Annotated in this window: 8 protein-coding genes; 4 read left to right on the plus strand and 4 right to left on the minus strand. The window is 70.5% G+C overall.

Annotated features, from left to right (window positions below; translation table 11 throughout):
• Positions 1-12: 12 nt before the first annotated feature.
• The 3 genes from A3862_RS23290 to glgB all read left to right on the plus strand — a co-directional run bounded on the left by A3862_RS23290 (position 13) and on the right by glgB (position 9,100).
• Positions 13-3,393, plus strand: a complete 3,381-nt coding sequence (locus A3862_RS23290; protein ID WP_111474022.1) for a maltotransferase domain-containing protein — start codon at positions 13-15, stop codon at positions 3,391-3,393.
• Positions 3,394-3,542: 149 nt separating this feature from the next.
• Positions 3,543-6,821: a maltose alpha-D-glucosyltransferase gene (gene treS, locus A3862_RS23295; RefSeq protein WP_043379728.1), complete on the plus strand. Its 3,279-nt coding sequence runs from the start codon at positions 3,543-3,545 to the stop codon at positions 6,819-6,821.
• Positions 6,818-9,100 carry a 1,4-alpha-glucan branching protein GlgB gene (glgB, locus tag A3862_RS23300; RefSeq protein WP_111474023.1) on the plus strand — a complete coding sequence of 761 codons (2,283 nt, stop codon included), beginning with the start codon at positions 6,818-6,820 and terminating at the stop codon, positions 9,098-9,100. The genes treS and glgB overlap by 4 nt, the downstream gene beginning before the upstream one ends.
• 62 nt (positions 9,101-9,162) lie before the next feature.
• Here glgB and glgA read toward each other — a convergent pair whose 3' ends face one another.
• Together glgA and A3862_RS23310 are read right to left on the minus strand one after the other, a co-directional pair.
• Positions 9,163-10,701, minus strand: coding sequence for a glycogen synthase GlgA (gene glgA / locus A3862_RS23305; protein WP_043761084.1), 1,539 nt, complete (start codon positions 10,699-10,701; stop codon positions 9,163-9,165).
• Positions 10,702-11,268: 567 nt separating this feature from the next.
• The gene (locus tag A3862_RS23310) at positions 11,269-12,855 is read right to left on the minus strand and encodes an alpha-amylase family glycosyl hydrolase (protein WP_043756748.1); all 1,587 of its coding nucleotides are present in this window, start codon (positions 12,853-12,855) and stop codon (positions 11,269-11,271) included.
• A gap of 436 nt (positions 12,856-13,291) precedes the next feature.
• Between A3862_RS23310 and A3862_RS23315 the strand changes: the two genes are divergently transcribed.
• Complete coding sequence (locus A3862_RS23315; protein WP_075381880.1) at positions 13,292-15,832, plus strand: glycogen/starch/alpha-glucan phosphorylase; 2,541 nt, start codon at positions 13,292-13,294, stop codon at positions 15,830-15,832.
• A gap of 76 nt (positions 15,833-15,908) precedes the next feature.
• Here the strand turns inward: A3862_RS23315 and A3862_RS23320 are convergent, their stop codons facing one another.
• Together A3862_RS23320 and A3862_RS23325 are read right to left on the minus strand one after the other, a co-directional pair.
• Positions 15,909-17,624 (minus strand): methyl-accepting chemotaxis protein, encoded by a 1,716-nt coding sequence (locus tag A3862_RS23320; protein WP_236961461.1) that lies wholly within the window; start codon positions 17,622-17,624, stop codon positions 15,909-15,911.
• 285 nt (positions 17,625-17,909) lie between these two features.
• Positions 17,910-18,974: a hypothetical protein gene (locus A3862_RS23325; RefSeq protein ID WP_111474025.1), complete on the minus strand. Its 1,065-nt coding sequence runs from the start codon at positions 18,972-18,974 to the stop codon at positions 17,910-17,912.
• Positions 18,975-18,988 lie beyond the last annotated feature (14 nt).

Raw genomic sequence — 18,988 nt, forward strand, 5'->3', positions numbered from 1 at the left:
CCAGAAGCCAGCATGAACGCACCGACCAAAGCCGCTGCGACGACCGGGGCCGAGGCCGTCCTGCCGGCCGCGCTGGCGCCCCGGGCCGAGGGGCCGCGGATCTACAACCTGTTCCCGCTCCTGGTCGGGCGCGTCGCGGACTGGACCGCCGAGCTGCCGCGGATCGCCGCGCTCGGCTTCGACTGGATCTACCTGAACCCGTTCCACCAGACCGGCGGCTCCCGGAGCCTCTACGCGGTGGCCGATCCCGAGCGGCTCGACGAGCGGTTCCGCGACCCGGACGGCACGCCGGACGACGCGCAGATCCAGCGCTTCTGCGCGGCCGCGCAGGCCCTCGGCCTGTCGGTGATGACCGACCTCGTGATCAACCACACCGCCGACAACGCCCGCCTCGCCACGGAGCGGCCCGACCTGTTCATGAAGGAGCCCGACGGCTCGATCATGCACCCGGCGGCGGTGGATCCGGACGATCCGTCGATCCGCACCGTCTGGGGCGACCTAGCCGAACTCGACTACCACACGCCGGCTGCCCGGGATGAGCTGACCCGGATCTGGGGCGCCTACGTGGCCCGGCTCCAGGACCTCGGCGTGGCGGGCTTCCGCTGTGATGCGGCCTACAAGGTGCCGCCGGAGACCTGGCGCGTCCTGATCGGGGAGGCCAAGGGGCGCGATCCCGCCTGTCTCTTCGCCGCCGAGACCCTGGGCTGCACCTTCGAGGAGGCCCGGGCCACGGCGGGCGCCGGCTTCGACTACCTGTTCAACTCCTTCGCGTGGTGGGACCTGAAGAAGCCCTGGGCCCTGGAGCAGTACGAGCGCCTGCGGGTGCTGGCGCCCTCCATCGCCTTCCCGGAGAACCACGACATGACGCGGCTCGCCGCCGGGATCGGCGGCGGCCCTGAGGCGGTGGCGGCCCATCTGCGCACCCGCTACGCGCTGGCCGCCTTCTTCTCGGCCGGCGTGCTGATGCCGATCGGCTACGAATGGGGCTACCGCCGGGCGCTGCACGTGGTCGAGACCACCCCGGGCGACCGCGAGCACGAGACCGGCATCGACATCTCCGGCTTCATCCGGGCGGTCAACGCCCTGCGGGCGGAGCTGCCCGCCGCCAATGTCGAGGGCGCGCAGATCCGGATCTCGTCCCCCGACAGCGACTGCGTGGCGCTCGCCCGCTTCGACACCGGCCACCCGGCCTCGGCCCGGCACGGGCTGATCGTGCTCTACAACCCGACCGACAAGCCGGTGCCGGTCGAGGCTGGGTCGCTCATCGCCCGCACCGGCGGGATGCTCGGCACCTTCGTCGACCGGACGCCCGACGCCGAGCCGATCGCGTTCCATCCCGGCAGCGCCATCGACCTGATGCCGGGCGAGCTGCGCATCCTGGCGGCCAGCGCCCAGGAGGTCGCCCGGCTCCCCGAGCGCGGCACCCCGGACGGGGAGGGGCGGGTGGTGATCGAGGCGGTCAGCCCTGAGCTCGACGGCGGCCGCTCGCCGGTGAAGCGGATCGTCGGCGAGTCCCTGCGGGTCGAGGCCGACATCTTCTCCGACGGCCACGAGATCATCGACGCCGCGATCCTGTCGCGGGTCGCCGGCAGCGACGCGTGGCGCGAGGACCCGATGGTCTTCGTCGACAACGACCGCTGGGCCGGGCACTTCCCCCTGGAGCGCAACGCCCGCTACGAGTTCACCCTGATCGCGTGGCGCGACGCCTTCTCGTCCTGGGTGCGCGACACCCTGAAGAAGCGCGGCGCCGGCGTCGATGTCCGCCTGGAGACGATCGAGGGCGTGGCCCTGGTCGGGACCGCCGCCTCGCTGGCCCGGACCCGGGGCGGCCGCGACGCCGACCGGCTCGCCGCGCTCGTCGCCGCGCTCGCCGCCGAGGAGACCGGCTCGGCCGCCCAGCTCGACCGGATCCTCCAGCCCGACGCGTCGAGCCTCGTGCGCCGCAACGCCGAGCGGGTGAACCTGACCCGCTATCCCGTGACCCTGCCGGTGATCGCCGACCGCCTCGCGGCCCGGTTCTCCGCCTGGTACGAGATCTTCCCGCGCTCCCAGTCGATGGACGTGAACCGCCACGGCACCTTCGACGACGTCATCCGGCGCCTGCCCGAGATCCGCGAGCTCGGCTTCGACGTCCTCTACTTCACCCCGATCCATCCCGTGGGCCGGACCAACCGCAAGGGGAAGAACAACACCCTCACGGCCGAGCCCGGCGATGTCGGCTCGGTCTACGCGGTGGGCGCGGCGGAGGGCGGCCACGAGGCCGTGCATCCCGACCTCGGCACCCTTCAGGATTTCGAGCGGCTGGTCGCGGCGAGCCACGCCTACGGGATGGAGATCGCCCTCGACTTCGCGATCCAGTGCTCGCCCGACCATCCCTGGATCAAGAACCATCAGGAATGGTTCGAGTGGCGCCCCGACGGCACGCTGAAATTCGCCGAGAACCCCCCGAAGAAGTACGAGGACATCTCGAACGTCCACTTCTACGGCGGCGCCCTGCCCGGGCTGTGGATCGAGCTGCGCGACATCCTGCTCGGCTGGTGCGCCCGGGGCGTGCGCATCTTCCGGGTCGACAACCCCCACACCAAGCCGATCCCGTTCTGGGAATGGGTGATCGGCGAGGTCAACGGGCGCTATCCGGACGCGATCTTCCTCGCCGAGGCCTTCACCCGGCCGAAGATGATGAAGAAGCTCGCCAAGGCCGGCTACCAGCAGAGCTACACCTACTTCACGTGGCGCAACACCAAGCAGGAGCTGACCGACTACGCCCTGGAGCTGGCCGGCGAGATGGGCGAGTACTACCGCCCGAATTTCTTTGCGAATACGCCCGACATCAATCCCTACTTCCTTCAGACCAGCGGACGCGCCGGCTTCGTCATCCGCGGAACCCTGGCCGCGACCCTGTCGTCGGTCTACGGCATCTACAACGGCTTCGAGCTGTGCGAAGCCGCGCCGTATCCGGGCAAGGAGGAGTACCTGAACTCGGAAAAATACGAGCTGAAGGCCTGGGACTACGACCGGCCGGGCAACATCCGCGAGCACATCGTCAAGCTGAACACGATCCGGCGCGAGAACCCCGCCCTCTGGGATTTCCGCAACGTCGTCTTCACCGGGGCCTTCAACGACCAGATCATCGCCTACGCCAAGGCGACGCCGGAGCGCGACAACTGCATCTTCACCATGGTCAACCTCGACCCGAAGAACCGCCAGGAATGCACCTACGAGGTGCCGCTCTGGCTGTTCGGCCTGCCCGACGACGGCGCCGTCGAGGTCGAGGACCTGCTCCAGGGCTACACGTTCGAGTTGCGCGGCAAATCCCACCGCATCGCCCTCGATCCGGCCGAGCGATCCTGCGTCATCTGGCGCCTGCGGGCGCCGCGGCGGGTTGCGGGCTGAGGCCACCCGTGGCACCTGACCGTGGCACCTGACCCCGGCGGCGGGCCTTCCCGTCGCCGACCATTGCACCCGCGCGGCGGTCGTCCGCCCGCTCCCGGCCGGTTCCCACCGCCGGTCCCGTCAGATTCGACCGATGAGGCAGCGACGCGATGATCGATCGCAGCGACCCGCAATGGTACCGTGACGCCATCATCTACCAGATCCACGTCAAGTCGTTCTTCGACTCGAACAACGACGGGATCGGCGACTTCGAGGGCCTGACCCAGCGCCTCGACTACGTCCGCGATCTCGGCGTCACGGCGATCTGGCTGATGCCGTTCTATCCCTCGCCGCTCCGCGACGACGGCTACGACATCGCCGATTACCGGGACATCAACCCGTCCTACGGGACCATGGAGGCCTTCAAGGCCTTCGTGGAGGCGGCGCACGCCCGGGGCCTGCGGGTCATCACCGAACTCGTGATCAACCACACGAGCGACCAGCACCCCTGGTTCCAGGCCGCCCGCGAGGCGCCCCCCGGCTCGCCGGAGCGCAACTTCTACGTCTGGTCGGACACCGACGAGCCGTACCGGGACACGCGGATCATCTTCCTCGATACCGAGGCGTCCAACTGGACCTGGGACCCGGTGGCCAAGCAGTATTTCTGGCACCGGTTCTACAGCCACCAGCCGGACCTGAACTTCGACAACCCGGCGGTGCTCGAGGCCGTCATCGAGGTGATGCGCTACTGGCTCGACATGGGCGTCGACGGCCTGCGCCTCGATGCGATCCCCTACCTGATCGAGCGCGACGGCACGAACTGCGAGAACCTCGCCGAGACCCACGACGTCATCAAGAAGATCCGCGCCGCCCTCGATGCCAGCTACCCCGACCGGATGCTGCTGGCCGAGGCCAACCAGTGGCCGGAGGAGACCGCCCAGTATTTCGGCGACGGCGACGAATGCCACATGGCGTTCCACTTCCCGCTGATGCCGCGGATGTACATGGCGATCGCCCGGGAGGACCGGCACCCGATCACCGACATCATGCGCCAGACCCCGGAGATTCCGGAGGGCTGCCAATGGGCGATCTTCCTGCGCAACCACGACGAGCTGACGCTCGAAATGGTCACCGCCGAGGAGCGTGACTACCTCTGGTCGTTCTACGCCGCAGAGCGCCGCGCCCGGATCAATCTCGGCATCCGCCGCCGCCTCGCGCCGCTCCTCGAGAACGACCGGCGCAAGATCGAATTGATGAAGTCCCTCGTCCTGTCGATGCCCGGCACGCCGGTGCTCTACTACGGCGACGAGATCGGCATGGGCGACAACATCTATCTGGGCGACCGCGACGGCGTGCGCACGCCCATGCAATGGTCCCCGGACCGCAACGGCGGCTTCTCCCGGGCGAACCCCCAGAAGTTGTTCCTGCCGGCGATCCAGGACCCGATCTACGGCTTCGACGCCATCAACGTCGAGGCGCAGACCCAGGCGCAGACGAGCCTGCTGAACTGGACGCGGCGCATGATCGCGATCCGCAACAACAGCGTCGCCCTCGGGCGCGGCACGATCCAGTTCCTCTATCCCAGCAACCGGAAGGTCCTGGCCTGGATCCGCGAGCACGAGGACGAGCGGATCCTGTGCGTGGCGAACCTGTCGCGGGCGCCCCAGGCGGTGCAGCTCGACCTGTCGGAACTGCGCACCGCGGTGCCGATCGAGCTCACCGGCGGCACCGAGTTCCCGCCGATCGGCGATCTGCCCTACCTGCTGACCCTGCCGTCCTACGGTTTCTACTGGTTCAGCTTGAGCGCCGCGCGCTCCGGGGTGGTCGGCCCGCAGCAGGAGCCGCCAGAGCTGTTCACCCTGGTGCTCACCGGCGGGATCGAGACCCTGATGAGCGGGCGTGAGCGCGTCGCCTTTGAGCGCACGGTGGTGCCGCCGTTCCTGACGAGCCGGCGCTGGTTCGGCGCCAAGGGCTCGCGGATCAAGGCCACGAAGGTGGTCGACTGCGCCGCCCTGAAGGACGTCGACGGGAGCGCGCGCTTCCTGCTGCCGCGGCTGCAGGTGCAGCTCGCCAACGGCGAGAGCCATGAGTACTTCATGCCGGTCGGCGTCGAGGAGGGCCGCGAGGACGAGGCGCTGATGCCCTTCGCGGTGGCGCGGGTGCGCCGCGGCCCGCGGACCGGGCTGCTCTACGGCGCGGCCGGCTCCAACGACTTCGCCGCCTGCCTCATCGACGACATGCGCCAGGGCCGTGTGATCCCCACGGAGAGCGGCCGCCTCGTCTTCGCCGTCACCTCGGCCTTCGACCCGGAGGTCACGGTCGACGTGGCCGATATCCGCCGGCTGTCGGCGGAGCAGAGCAACACCTCGATCGCCGTCGGCTCGAAGATGATGCTCAAGCTGCTGCGCCGCCTGCAGCCGGGGCTGCATCCCGAGATCGAGGTCGGGCGCTTCCTCACCGAGCAGGCGGGTTTCTCCAATACCCCCGCCCTGCTCGGCACGCTGGAGCACGTCGCCGAGGACGGGACCCGGACGGCCCTCGCGATCCTTCAGAAATTCGTCGTGAACCAGGGCGATGCCTGGACCCTGATGCTGGAGGGCCTGCGCCGGGACTTCGAGACCGTCGTGCTCACCCCCGAGAGCGAGGCCGCCAGCCCCGAGGAGGCGTTCCAGGCCCACCGGCCCTGGGCGGATCTGCTCGGGCGGCGCACCGCCGAGCTGCACGCGGCGCTGGCGATCGAGACCGACGATCCGGCCTTCGCGGCCGAGCCGTTCACCGGGGACGATCTCGCGGTGCTGGCGCGCGACGCCCGCCACCAGGCGGAGCGTGCCTTCCGGGCGCTCAAGGGCCTGGCCGACCGGGGGCTCGATGCCGGCAAGCCGGCCTGCGCGGAACTCGGCCAGCGCCGGGGCGAGGTCGAGGCCCTGATCGCCGCGCTCACCGCCGAGCCGGTCCGGGGCGCCCACAAGACCCGCATCCACGGTGACTACCACCTGGGACAGGTGCTGGTCGCCGAGAACGACCTGATCATCGTCGACTTCGAGGGCGAGCCCTCGCGTCCGGCCGACGAGCGCCGGGCCAAGTCGATGCCCCTGCGGGACGTCGCCGGGCTGATGCGCTCCTTCGCGTACGGCGCCGAGACGGTGATCCGGGAGATCACCGCCCGGTTCGCCGATTCCGAGGGGCGGGCGCGGGACGCCGCCACGGCGTGGCGCGGCATGATCGAGGCGGCGTTCCTCGCCGGCTACGAGTCCGCGGTGGAGGGCTCGCGCGCCGCCGTGACCGACCTGGGAAGCCGGGCGCGGCTGCTGCGCCTCTGCCTGCTGACCAAGGCCCTGTACGAGGTCGATTACGAGGCCAACAACCGGCCGGACTGGATCGAAATCCCCGCCCGTGGGGTTCTGACCATTCTGGACACGGACGGACACGAGCCCGGAGCATTGGAATGACGGCGATCGACGAGACCTTCGCACGACGGGCCGCCCCGGAAGCGGGGACGGCGCGGAACGCGGATGTCCCGGGCTCCGGCGTCGCGCAGCCGCCGAGCGTCCATCCGGACGCGATCGCGGCCCTGATGGCGGCCAATCACGGCGACCCGTTCTCGGTGCTGGGCCCCCACCGGGTCGGGCCCAAGGCCTGGGAGGTGCGCGCCGTGCTTCCCGAGGCGCGGGCCGCCACCCTGGTGATGGACGGCCGCACCGTGCCGTTCGAGAAGCGCCATCCGGACGGATTCTGGGTCGCGCGGGTCGAGGGCGAGCACCGGCCGCTCTACGAGATCGAGGTCGAATCCTGGGACGGCACGAAGCGCCGCCGCTACGACCCCTATGGTTTCGGCTCCTCCATCGAGCAATACGACGTGGCGACGCTGCGCGAGGTCGGCACCAACCTCGTCTACCGGATGCTCGGCGCCCAGTCGGGCCAGCTCGACGGCATCGACGGCTTCCGCTTCGCCGTCTGGGCCCCGAACGCCCGCAAGGTCAGCGTCGTCGGCGACTTCAATGACTGGGACGGGCGCCGCCACCCGATGCGCCTCTGGCAGGACGGCGGCATCTGGGAGCTGTTCGTGCCGGGCCTCAAGGCCGGCGTGCGCTACAAGTTCGAGATCCGCGGCCCCGACGGCGCCCTGGTGCCGCTCAAGGCCGACCCGGTCGCCTTCGCGGCCCAGCACCCGCCGGAGACCGCCTCGGTCACCCACGGGTCGGGCGAGTTCGACTGGCGCGATTCGGGCTGGATGAGCACCCGCGGCGCCAAGGACCCGCGCCACGCGGCGATCTCGGTCTACGAGGTCCATCTCGGCTCCTGGGCGCGGGTGCCCGAGGAGGGGAACCGCTACCTGACCTACCGGGAGCTCGCCGAACGGCTGATCCCCTACGTCAAGGATCTGGGCTTCACCCATATCGAGATGCTGCCGATCACCGAGTTCCCGTTCGACGGGTCCTGGGGCTATCAGCCGGTCTCGCTGTTCGCCCCGACGAGCCGCTTCGGCACGCCGGAGGATTTCGCCGCCTTCGTGGACGCCGCCCACGAGGCCGGGATCGGCGTGCTGCTCGACTGGGTGCCGGGCCACTTCCCCCTCGACGCCCACGGGCTCGGCCAGTTCGACGGCACCCACCTCTACGAGCACGCCGATCCCCGCCAGGGCTTCCACCAGGACTGGGGCACCTACATCTACAATTTCGGGCGCACCGAGGTCGCGACGTTCCTCGCCGCCAACGCCCGGTTCTGGCTGGAGCACTACCACCTCGACGGCCTGCGCGTGGATGCCGTCGCGTCGATGCTCTACCTCGACTATTCCCGCCGCCAGGGCGAGTGGATCCCGAACCGCTACGGCGGCAACGAGAACCTCGACGCCATCGACTTCCTGCGGAAGACCAACGAGGCGACCTACAGCCACGCCCCCGGGACGATCACGGTGGCGGAGGAATCGACCTCCTGGCCCGGCGTGTCGCACCCGACCTATACGGGCGGTCTGGGCTTCGGCTTCAAGTGGAACATGGGCTGGATGCACGACACCCTGCATTTCATGCAGGAGGATCCGATCCACCGCCGCTACCACCACCACAACCTGACCTTCGGGCTGCTTTACGCCTTCTCGGAGAATTTCGTCCTGCCGCTCTCCCACGACGAGGTCGTGCACGGGAAGGGCTCGCTGCTCGGCAAGATGCCGGGCGACCGCTGGCAGAAATTCGCGAATCTCCGGGCCTATTACGGCTTCATGTGGGGGCATCCCGGCAAGAAGCTGCTGTTCATGGGCGGCGAGTTCGGCCAGGAGCGGGAGTGGAACCACGACACCAGCCTGGACTGGCACCACCTCGACGACCCGCTGCACAAGGGCGTGCAGAGCGTGGTGCGCGATCTCAACCGGCTCTACGTCTCGACGCCGGCCCTCTACAGCCGTGATGTCGAGCATACCGGCTTCCAGTGGCTGGTGGCGGACGATCAGGACAACAGCGTGATCGCCTGGGCCCGCAAGGGCGCCAAGCCCGGCGAGGTGGCGATCGTGGTCTCGAACTTCACGCCCGTGCCGCGCGAGGGCTACCGGATCGGCGTGCCTGCGGCGGGGTTCTATCGCGAGGCGTTCAACTCGGATGCCGGCGTGTATGGCGGGTCCAACCTGGGCAACCAGGGCGGCCGCCGCACCGAGGATCAGGCGAGTCACGGCCAGGAGCAGAGCCTGTCGCTGACCCTGCCGCCGCTCGCCACGATGATCTTCCTGCTGGAAGGGTGAGCGGAGACTCCCTCCCCCCTCTGGGGGGAGGGGGTTGAGGCGGCTGCGTCCGCGAGAAGGCCCTATGCGGCCCGCCAGCGCAGCGCGGTGCTGTTGCCGATGGCCCGGCCGTAGAGCCCGGCATAATTGTCGGCGGCCTGATCCCAGCCGAAGCGGGCCGCCATGGCCCGCCGCCGCATGGCGTTGAGGCGCTTCTTCTGGCCGAAGGCCTCCAGCGCCCGGCGGACCGCCGCCCCGAAGGACGCGGCCGAGGCCTCCGCGAAGGTGAAGCCCGTCACCCCGTCCTCGACCGTGTCGGCGAGGCCCCCGGTGCGACGCACGATCGGCAGGGAGCCGAAGCGCTGCGCGTACATCTGGGCCAGCCCGCAGGGCTCGAAGCGCGAGGGCATCAGCAGGAAGTCGCTGCCCGCGAACATCCGCCGGGCCTGCGCCTCCTCGAAGCCGACATGCACGCCGACCGCCTCGGGATGGCGCTTGGCCAAGCCCCGGAGCGCCTGCTCGAACCGGCCCTCGCCCTGGCCGATCACCACGAGCTGGCCGCCCTCGGCCACGATCGCCTCGGCGGCCTGCAGGCTCAGGTCGATGCCCTTCTGGTGGACGAGGCGCGACACGATGGCGAAGAGCGGCCCGCGGGAAACCGCGAGGCCGAATTGCTGGCGTACCGCCTCGGCATTGGCCCGCTTGCCCTTCCAGTCGTCGATCTCGAAGCGCGTGGCGAGGTGCGGGTCGGTGCTCGGGTCCCAGGTCTCGTCGATGCCGTTGAGGATGCCAGCGAGCCGGCCCTGACCGGCGCGGGTGCGCAGCAGCCCGTCGAGGCCGCAGCCCAACTCGGGGGTCTGGATCTCCCGCGCGTAGGTCTCGCTCACCGTGGTGACCTGCGAGGCGTAGAAGATGCCGGCCTTCAGGAAGGACAGCTGCCCGTAGAACTCGGCGCCGTCGACCTGGAAGGCCGCCTCCGGCACGCCGAGCCGGGGCAGGGCGTCCCGGGGGAACAGTCCCTGATAGGCGAGGTTGTGGATCGTCAGCACGCTCGGCACCCGCCGGCCGCGCCAGGCGAGATAAGCCGGGGCCAGGGCCGCCTGCCAGTCGTTGAGGTGCAGGAGGTCGGCCGCCCAGTCGGGGTCGGCGCCGGCGGCGAGGTCCGCCGCCGCGAGGCTGAGGCGGGCGAAGCGCAGGTCGTTGTCGCCGAAATCGCCGTGCTGGTCGCCGTAGGGCGTGCCGTCGCGCTCGTAGAGGTCGGGGCTGAGCAGCACGTAGATCCGCAGGCCGTCGGCCGCCTCGACCAGGCCGAGGTCGCAGGCCGGAACCCCCGCGAAGCCCTCGAGACGGGCGACCACCGGAATCTCGGGGAACGCCGCGCGGACCTGCCGGTAGCCCGGGATCAGCACGCGGATGTCGTAGTGCGGCACCAGCGCCCGGGGCAGGGCGGCCGAGACCTCGCCGAGGCCGCCGGTCTTCACGAAGTCGGCCATCTCGGGCGTGGCGTACAGGATGCGGCGGCGCAGCGAGGCCGGACGGGCCGGCACCGGTACGGATACGACGCCGTCCCCCTCGCCGGACGACCACTCGGCGAAGGAACCACCACGGCGCGTATCGAGCATCAGCATTGATCCTGGCCGGGCGGAATGCCCCGGTCTGGCAGACGATCGGGCAGGCACGGCTGTCGCGATCTCAACCACGGCTAATACTCCTCCGTCGCGACGGTTCCGCTGCGACGCACAAAATAGGCCACCGTGAGAATTAAGCTTCACTTACCTATGTGGCGTCGCAGCACGAAATCGTGGCGGCGCGGCAAGTTTCGGCGGGCCGGGCGGCTTCCGGGATGGGGCGGCATCGGCCCGACGTCGATGCACAGGGCCGCGCCGCAGCGGCACCGCCCTATCCCGAATCACGTTCTGCGCGCCTGGACCGTGTCCGGCTGGGGGCTTCGGCCCTGCCGTCTCTGCGAGCGGAGCGAGGCCATCCACCCCGCGCCCGACGGCCGACGGCGCGCAGCCCTGAGGCACCGCACCGCCGCGCGCGCGTGATGACGGTCGAGGGCCGCAGCAGCCAAAGGCTCCGGCCGCAAGCCATGTCGTGCCCCCGGCTCGGACCATGAGGCGCCGCCGGGCCGTTGGACCGGCGCCCGCGCCGAGGCGCCGCGCCCGGATGGGCGGATCCGGTCCGGCTCACCCGCCGCGGCGCAGGATCACCCCCTCGGCGGGTCCGAGCGCCAGGGTGAGGCCGACCGTCTCGCCCGCCCGCCCCGCACGGGTCGAGAGCAGCACGGTCCAGTCGCCCTCGGGCAGCGGCAGATCCTGCGACGCCGCGCCGAAGTTCAGGAGCACGCGCAGAACGGCATCGTCGGCGAAGCGCTCGTAGGCGAACACCGCGGCGATCCCCAGCGGCACCTCCCGGTAGCCGCCCACGGCGAGCGCCGCCTGGTCGCGGCGCAGGGCGAGCAGCCGCCGGTACAGGGTGAGCATCGAGCCCGGATCCGAGCGCTGGCTCTCGACGTTGCAGGCTGCCCAATCCTCCGCCAGCGGCAGCCAGGGTTCGGCCGTGGAGAAGCCGGCCTGGGGATTGTCGTCCCACTGCATCGGGGTGCGCGCCGGGTCGCGGCCGTGCCCGGGCTCGTTGTACTCCCAGGGATCGCGGGCGCGCTCCGGCGGGATCGGAACATGGCCGAGCCCGATCTCGTCGCCGTAATAGAGGGTCGGCGTGCCCCGCAGGGTCAGCAGCAGCATCGCGGCGATGCGGGCCTGCGCCTGCCCGACCCGGGCGGCGATGCGCGGCTGGTCGTGGTTGCCCAGCACCCAGTTGGGCCAGCCGCCCTCGGGCAGGGCCGCCTCGTAATCGGCCACGAGTTCGGCCACCGCGTCGGCCCGCCACGGGGTCTGGATCAGCTGGAAATTGAACGGCAGGTCGGCGCCGGTAAGGTCGGGGCCGTAATAGGCGACCAGCCGCTCCACCGGCAGGTAGATCTCCCCGATCAGGACGCGCTCGCCGTAGTCGCGCAGCACCGCCCGCATGCCGGCGATCACGTCGAAGATCTCGGGCCGGTCGGCGGAGTAGACCTGGGTGAAGCGGTTGATCTCCGGGGAACCCGGCGCGTAGTCGGGATTGGCCGGGTTGTCGCGGAACCCCGCATCCTTCATCAGGTGCCAGATCACGTCGACCCGGAACCCGTCGACCCCGCGCTCCAGCCAGAAGCGGAGCACGTCGTGCATGGCCGCCCGCACGGCGGGGTTGCGCCAGTTCAGGTCCGGCTGCTCCGCCAGGAAGGCGTGGTAGTAGTACTGGCCGGTGGCCTCGTCGCGCGTCCAGGCCGGGCCGCCGAAATTCGACAGCCAGTTGTTGGGCGGCCCGCCGTCGGGGGCGGGATCGCGCCAGATGTACCAGTCGCGCTTCGGGCTCGTGCGCGACGACCGGCTCTCGGCGAACCACGGATGCGCGATCGAGGAATGGTTCGGCACGAAGTCGAGGATCACCTTCAGCCGGCGCCGATGGGCCTCCGCCACGAGGGCATCGAAGTCGGCCAGCGTGCCGAACAGCGGATCGATCCCGCAGTAATCGGCCACGTCGTAGCCGAAATCCGCCATGGGCGAGGGGTAGACGGGCGAGATCCAGACGGCGTCGACCCCGAGCCAGGCGAGGTAGTCCAGCCGCGCCGTGATGCCCGGCAGGTCGCCGACCCCGTCGCCGTTCGTGTCGTGAAAGGAGCGGGGATAGACCTGGTAGACGGTCCCGCGCTTCCACCAGACAGTGTCGGTCATGCTGCCCCTCCCGTTGGCGGCCCACGCTTAACCGCTGACCGGCGTGCTGGCGACCGGCGACGGATGCGCTCCGGGCGCGCTCCGGGCGCGTGCCGGGCGGGCGCGGATCGGCGCGCCCGACACGGAGCGCCCGTCGAGAACCGCGTCCCGGGCATGACCGTGAGCCGCATCGCCGGCGTGCATGACCTTCGCGCAGCGCCGTCGCGCAGATCTGTGCCTGGAATGTCACGCCGCCGCGCCATATGTCTCTCAGCGTACCCGCGGGCTCCGATCGAGCGGCGCTGCCACGACTTCGCCGGAAGCCGACCGCATCGTCGGATGCTTCGGGGCACGGATCGTCCGTCCGTTCATGCGGCGGCAATCCATCAAAAGAGATAATCCGCCCACGATACCCCCGGCGCTAGAATCCGGGGCGACGACTTTGGGGGACCCGCACGTGTTGAACGATGTTCTGACCCGGCCTGTGCCACAAGATGTCGCGCGCGACGAGCGCGCTCCCGAGGCCCCGGCCGCAGGCTCCTGGACCGCCCCGGTGCTGTCCGCAAGTGGTGACGCGGGGGTCGACCTGCGGGAGTCGATCCGCGCCAAGCTCACCTTCGCGCTGGGCCGCACGCCCGAGACCGCACGCCCGCGCGACTGGTTCGCGGCGACCGCCCTGGCCCTGCGCGAGCGAATCGTGGCGGCCGCCCTGGCCGCCGAGCGCAGCGTGCCGAACAAGCGCGTCTACTATCTGTCGCTGGAATTCCTCATCGGCCGGCTGATGTCGGACGCGATGAACAACCTGGGCCTGACCGAGACCACCCGCGCCGCCCTGCGGGAACTCGGGGTCGACCTCGACGCCGTGCAGGAAGCCGAGCCCGACGCGGCTCTGGGCAATGGCGGCCTCGGGCGGCTGGCCGCCTGCTTCATGGAGAGCATGGCGAGCATCGGCATCCCGGCCATGGGCTACGGGATCCGCTACGACCACGGCCTGTTCCGCCAGTCCTTCGAGGACGGCTGGCAGCGCGAGGCGCCGGAGACCTGGCTCGCCGAGGGCAATCCCTGGGAATTCGCCCGGCCCGAGGCGACCTATGCCATCGGCTTCGGCGGCACCGTGACCATGTCCTCCGCGGAGGAGGGGGTGATCCGGCGGCACTGGCAGCCGGCCGAGACCGTGCGGGCGGTGGCCCACGACGTGCCGGTGGTCGGCTGGCGCGGGCGCCACGTCAACGCCCTGCGCCTGTGGAAGGCCGAGGCCGGCGAGCCCGTGGACCTCGCCCGGTTCAACGGCGGCGACCATGTCGGCGCGGTGGCGGCGCGGATGCGCGCCGAGGCGATCTCCCGGGTGCTCTATCCGAGCGATTCCTCGGCCGAGGGCCAGGAGTTGCGCCTGCGCCAGGAATACTTCTTCACCGCGGCCTCGATCCAGGATCTCGTGGCCCGCCACGTGGCCGAGCGCGGCGACGTCCGGTCCCTGCCGGACCACGCCGCGATCCAGCTCAACGACACGCACCCGGCCATCGCGGTGCCGGAGCTGATGCGCATCCTGATCGACGCGCACGGCCTCTCCTGGGAGGATGCGTGGCACGTCACCACGCACACGCTGCACTACACGAACCACACCCTCCTGCCCGAGGCGCTGGAGACCTGGCCGGTGGAGCTGATGGAGCGGCTGCTGCCGCGCCACATGCAGATCATCTACCTGATCAACTGGATGCATCTGGAGGAGCAGGCCAAGCACGCCCGCCAGGACACCGCCTCCGACAACGCCGCCTACCTCGCCTCGATCTCGCTGATCGACGAGTCGCACGGGCGGCGGGTGCGCATGGGGCATCTCGCCTTCCACGGCGCGCGCCGGGTCAACGGCGTCTCGGCGCTCCACACCGACCTGATGCGCTCGACGGTCTTCTCCGACCTGCACGCCCTCGACACGGACAAGATCGTCAACAAGACCAACGGCATCACCTTCCGCCGCTGGTTCCACAACGCCAATCCCGGCCTCACCCGGCTCGCCGTGGAGACGGTGGGCGCCGGCGTGCTGGACAATCCCGAGCTGCTGCGGGGCCTGGAAGCCCATGCCGAGGACCCAGTCTTCGTGGCGCGCTACGCGGCCGTGCGCCGGGAGCGCAAGGAGGCCCTGGCCGACCTCATCGCCGAGCGCACCGGCATCGACGTCGATCCGGCCGCGCTGTTCGACGTACAGGTCAAGCGCATCCACGAGTACAAGCGCCAGCTTCTCAACATCCTCGAGACCGTAGCGCTCTATCAGGCGATCAAGGCCGAGCCGCACCGGGACTGGACGCCCCGGGTGAAGATCTTCGCCGGCAAGGCGGCGCCGAGCTACGTCCAGGCCAAGCTGATCATCAAGCTCGCCTGCGACGTCGCCAAGGCGGTCAACGACGATCCCGAGGTCGCGGGCCGGCTGAAGGTGGTGTTCCTGCCGAACTACTCGGTGAGCCTTGCCGAGGCGATCATCCCGGCCGCCGACCTGTCGGAGCAGATCTCCACCGCTGGGCTGGAGGCCTCGGGCACCGGCAACATGAAGTTCGCCCTCAACGGCGCGCTCACGGTGGGCACCCTCGACGGCGCCAACATCGAGATCCGCGACCATGTCGGGGCGGACAACATCTTCATCTTCGGCCTGGAGGCCGACGGGGTGAAGGCCCGGCAGGCCGAGCCGGACTACGCGGCCAAGGCGATCCAGGCCTCGCCGCGGCTTGCGGCGGCCCTCGACATGATCGCCGCGGGGCGGTTCTCGCCGGAGGAGCCGGGCCGGTTCCGGCCGCTCACCGACGACCTGCGCCGGCGCGACCAGTACCTGCTCACCGCCGATTTCGACGATTACTGGCGGGTACAGCGCGCCATCGACGCCGCATGGCGCGATCCGCGCGGCTGGTGGGCGAAGGCGATCCGCAACACCGCCCGCATGGCGTGGTTCTCCTCCGACCGGGCGATGCGCGAATACGCCGAGGAGATCTGGCGGGTCCGCCTGGGCTGAGCCGTCGGCCGCCCGACCCGCTCCCATGCGGAAGCGGGTCGGCGCGGGGCCCGCCCGCTCCGGAAGGCTCCGGCCCTCAGGCGGCGCGAACGCCGACCAGGAAGCGGTCCATCTCCGCCGACAGCCGCTCCGACTGGCGTGACAGGGCCGTGGCGGCCGCGAGCACGTGATCGGCCGCCACGCCCGTGCGCTCCGAGGCCTCGACCACCCCGACGATGGTGCCGGTCACCGCCGTGGCACCCCGGGTCGCGTGGGCGATGTTGCGCACGATCTCCTGGGTCGCCGCGCCCTGCTCCTCCACGGCCGCCGCGATCGCGATCGCCACGCCGTTGATCTCGCGGATCCGGTCGATGATCCCGCCGATCGCGCCGACCGCGGAACCGGTCACGCCCTGGATCCGGCCGATCTGGGCGGCGATCCCGTCGGTCGCCTTGGCGGTCTTCTCGGCCAGGGCCTTCACCTCGGCCGCCACGACCGCGAAGCCGCGCCCGGCCTCGCCGGCGCGCGCCGCCTCGATGGTCGCGTTGAGCGCGAGCAGGTTGGTCTGCTCGGCGACGGACGCGATCAGCCGCACCACGTCGCCGATCTCGGAGGCCGCCTGCTGCAGTTCGGCCACGAGGCCGGCGGTCTGGTCGGCCTCGCCGACCGCCTGCTGCGCGAGGTCGGACGAGCCGCTCGCCTGATGGCCGATCGCCTGGATGGCGCTGCCGAGCCGCTCGGTCGAGGCCGCCACCGCGTTGATGTTGGCCGCCGCCGCCTCGGCCGCCGCCGCCACCGCGCCGGACTGGCTGGCCGTCTCCTGGGCGGTCGTCGTCATCTGGTGGGCGGTGCCCTCCAGTTCTCCCGCGGCCGACGAGACCTGCTCGACGATCCTGGCCACCGCCTCCTCGAAGGTCCGAGCGAGGTCCATCGTGGCCTCCTTGCGCACGGCGGCGGCTTCGGCGTCCGCCCGCCGTCGGCGCTCGGCCTCCGCGGCGGCGTTGCGGGCGACCATGGTCCTGATCGCCTCGACCGCCCGCCCGACCATCCCGATCTCGTCGCCGCGCTGCGCCTCGACGATCGCGGCCTCGACGTCGCCCTGCGCCATGCGCCGCAGGACGGCGACGAGGCGCTGCAGCGGCCGCGTCGCGCCGAAGACGACGATCACCGCGGAAAGGCTCAAGGCGGCGAGCAGGCCCGCCAGGGCGGAGCCGATCAGGACCGTCCGCGCCTGCTCGGCCTCCTGCCGGGACGCGCGCCTCGCCTCGCGGAGGCGGGCCGTCGCCTGCGCCTCGTAATCCTGGGCCGCCTTGTCGAACTGCGCCCGGACCTCACGGCTCGCGACGACGCCGACCTGGATCGCCGCAGACCGGTCGTTCCGGAGGGCGAGGTAGTTGGAGCGGTCGAGCAGGTCGAAATAGTCCCGGGCGATCGCCCCGATCTGGCGCTGCATCGCCGCGATCTCCTCGCGCCGCGAGCCCTCGGCCAGCGTCTCGATGCTGTCGGCCACGGCCTTGACGTCCTCGTCGAAGCGCCTGCGAAAGAGCGGGAGGTCCCCTTCCGGTCGGCCGATGATCAAATTGCGATTCATGAGCGCGGCATCGACGAATTTTTCGCGAACTTTCGCGAATATCTCGAGCCTGGCGAAATAATAATCTACCAGATATCTATTCCTTTCCTCCATATATTTGAGACCTGAAATCGAATAAAATACGACCCCCGCAGTGACGATCACCAAGAAACCGATGGGCAACGACATTTTTACATGCAGGCTCGCATTCCGTAGAAATCGCATATCGTCCGATCCCCTCATGAACTCAAAATATCCCTTAGCACAAGACCGCGGCAGAGATCCACGCGCTGCCACGATCATCTGGCGACGACAGATCACTCGAAGAATGAAACGAATATTTATTCATATGCAAATACTGATAATATCGAAGAAATACATCAGAGCCATTGAACCGATCGAGCGGTGTGGGCGCGCGTCCGGGAGAGCCTGGCCGATCCGGGTCGGGGATGGAGCGGTCTCGCCGGCGGGCGCGGGCGGGCGCCGTGAGGCCCGGCGTCCCCTTCGCGCCCGGCCCGGGCCGGAATCTCAGGCCCCGCGGACGAGGCCGACCCGCGGTCCGAGGCGGCGCAGGCCGCGCCGCAGCCGGTGCAGCAGGCGCGCGGCGCGCTGGGCGAGGCTCAGCCTGCGCCGGCAGACGACATGCGACACGCGCCCGATCCGCGGGCCCGGATCCGGCGCGCCCTTGCGCAGAGCGATGTCCGGCCGCTCCGCCGATTGCGCGATCGTCAGCGCGCGCGCCGCCGGGAGGGTGACGCTGCGGAACATCGAGCGCGTGTAGTAGGAGAACTCGTCGTAGGCGACGAGATCGTGCCCCCGTCCCTTCGCCGGGTCCTGGACCGTCAGCGTGCCCGCCTGGGGGCCGTAGGTCACGAGGAGACCGATCACGTCGCGGGACCGCCCGAGGGGGACGGTGACGCGGGTGCCCTCGGGAATCTCCAGGAAGTCCAGCGGGATGCCGTTGCGGCGCAGGGCGAACCCGCAGGTCAGACCGGGGAGGGCGCGCAGCGGCACGGCCTCGAACCGGCCCGGCAGGGTCCGGAACCGGTCGATATAGGCGCGGCCCGGGGGCGGCGCGCGCAGGAAGCTGTAGACCAGGGTGCCGTAGAGGTCGGCGCCCACCGGCGTGACGTGGGTCGCATCCGTCAGGAGGTAGGTGATGTCGCCCGCGCCCGCGGCCGCCACCGGGGCGGCGATGTCGAGATAGGGGATCCCGTAGAGGGCGCGGTACTCCGCCAGCAGGCCGGCGACGGGCTCGGCCGCGTAGTCGACGCCGCCCTGGTGGAGGTTGAGGAAGGCGACGGGCAGGTCCCGCCGGGCGGTCGCCGCGAGGATGTCGTCGAGATAGGCCCGCATCGTCGCGCCGTCGAAGTAGCGGACGTTGCCGGTGAACAGCTCGAGGAGGACGCCGTCGCAGGGGAGCGCGTCGAGGATCTCGTCGATCAGGGCGGCGATGGAGGGCAGGGAATGGCCGCCCCAGCCGCTGCGGAGGAAGGTGACCGGACGCCCCTCGGCCTCGGCCAGGGCGTTGGCCCGCTCGACATAGCCCGGCAGCTCCGTGACGCTGTAGCCGAGGCAGAGGACGCGGACCATCGGGGCTCGGATCG

This window comes from Methylobacterium sp. XJLW, from assembly GCF_003254375.1.
GTDB classification, from domain to species: Bacteria; Pseudomonadota; Alphaproteobacteria; order Rhizobiales; family Beijerinckiaceae; genus Methylobacterium; species Methylobacterium fujisawaense.

Excerpts from the sequence above, each read along its gene's own strand:
- A3862_RS23290 (WP_111474022.1), top strand. The coding sequence starts at position 13 with ATGAACGCACCGACCAAAGCCGCTGCGACGACCGGGGCCGAGGCCGTC.
- treS (WP_043379728.1), top strand. The coding sequence starts at position 3,543 with ATGATCGATCGCAGCGACCCGCAATGGTACCGTGACGCCATCATCTAC.
- glgB (WP_111474023.1), top strand. The coding sequence starts at position 6,818 with ATGACGGCGATCGACGAGACCTTCGCACGACGGGCCGCCCCGGAAGCG.
- glgA (WP_043761084.1), bottom strand. The coding sequence starts at position 10,701 with ATGCTCGATACGCGCCGTGGTGGTTCCTTCGCCGAGTGGTCGTCCGGC.
- A3862_RS23310 (WP_043756748.1), bottom strand. The coding sequence starts at position 12,855 with ATGACCGACACTGTCTGGTGGAAGCGCGGGACCGTCTACCAGGTCTAT.
- A3862_RS23320 (WP_236961461.1), bottom strand. The coding sequence starts at position 17,624 with ATGAGGGGATCGGACGATATGCGATTTCTACGGAATGCGAGCCTGCAT.
- A3862_RS23325 (WP_111474025.1), bottom strand. The coding sequence starts at position 18,974 with ATGGTCCGCGTCCTCTGCCTCGGCTACAGCGTCACGGAGCTGCCGGGC.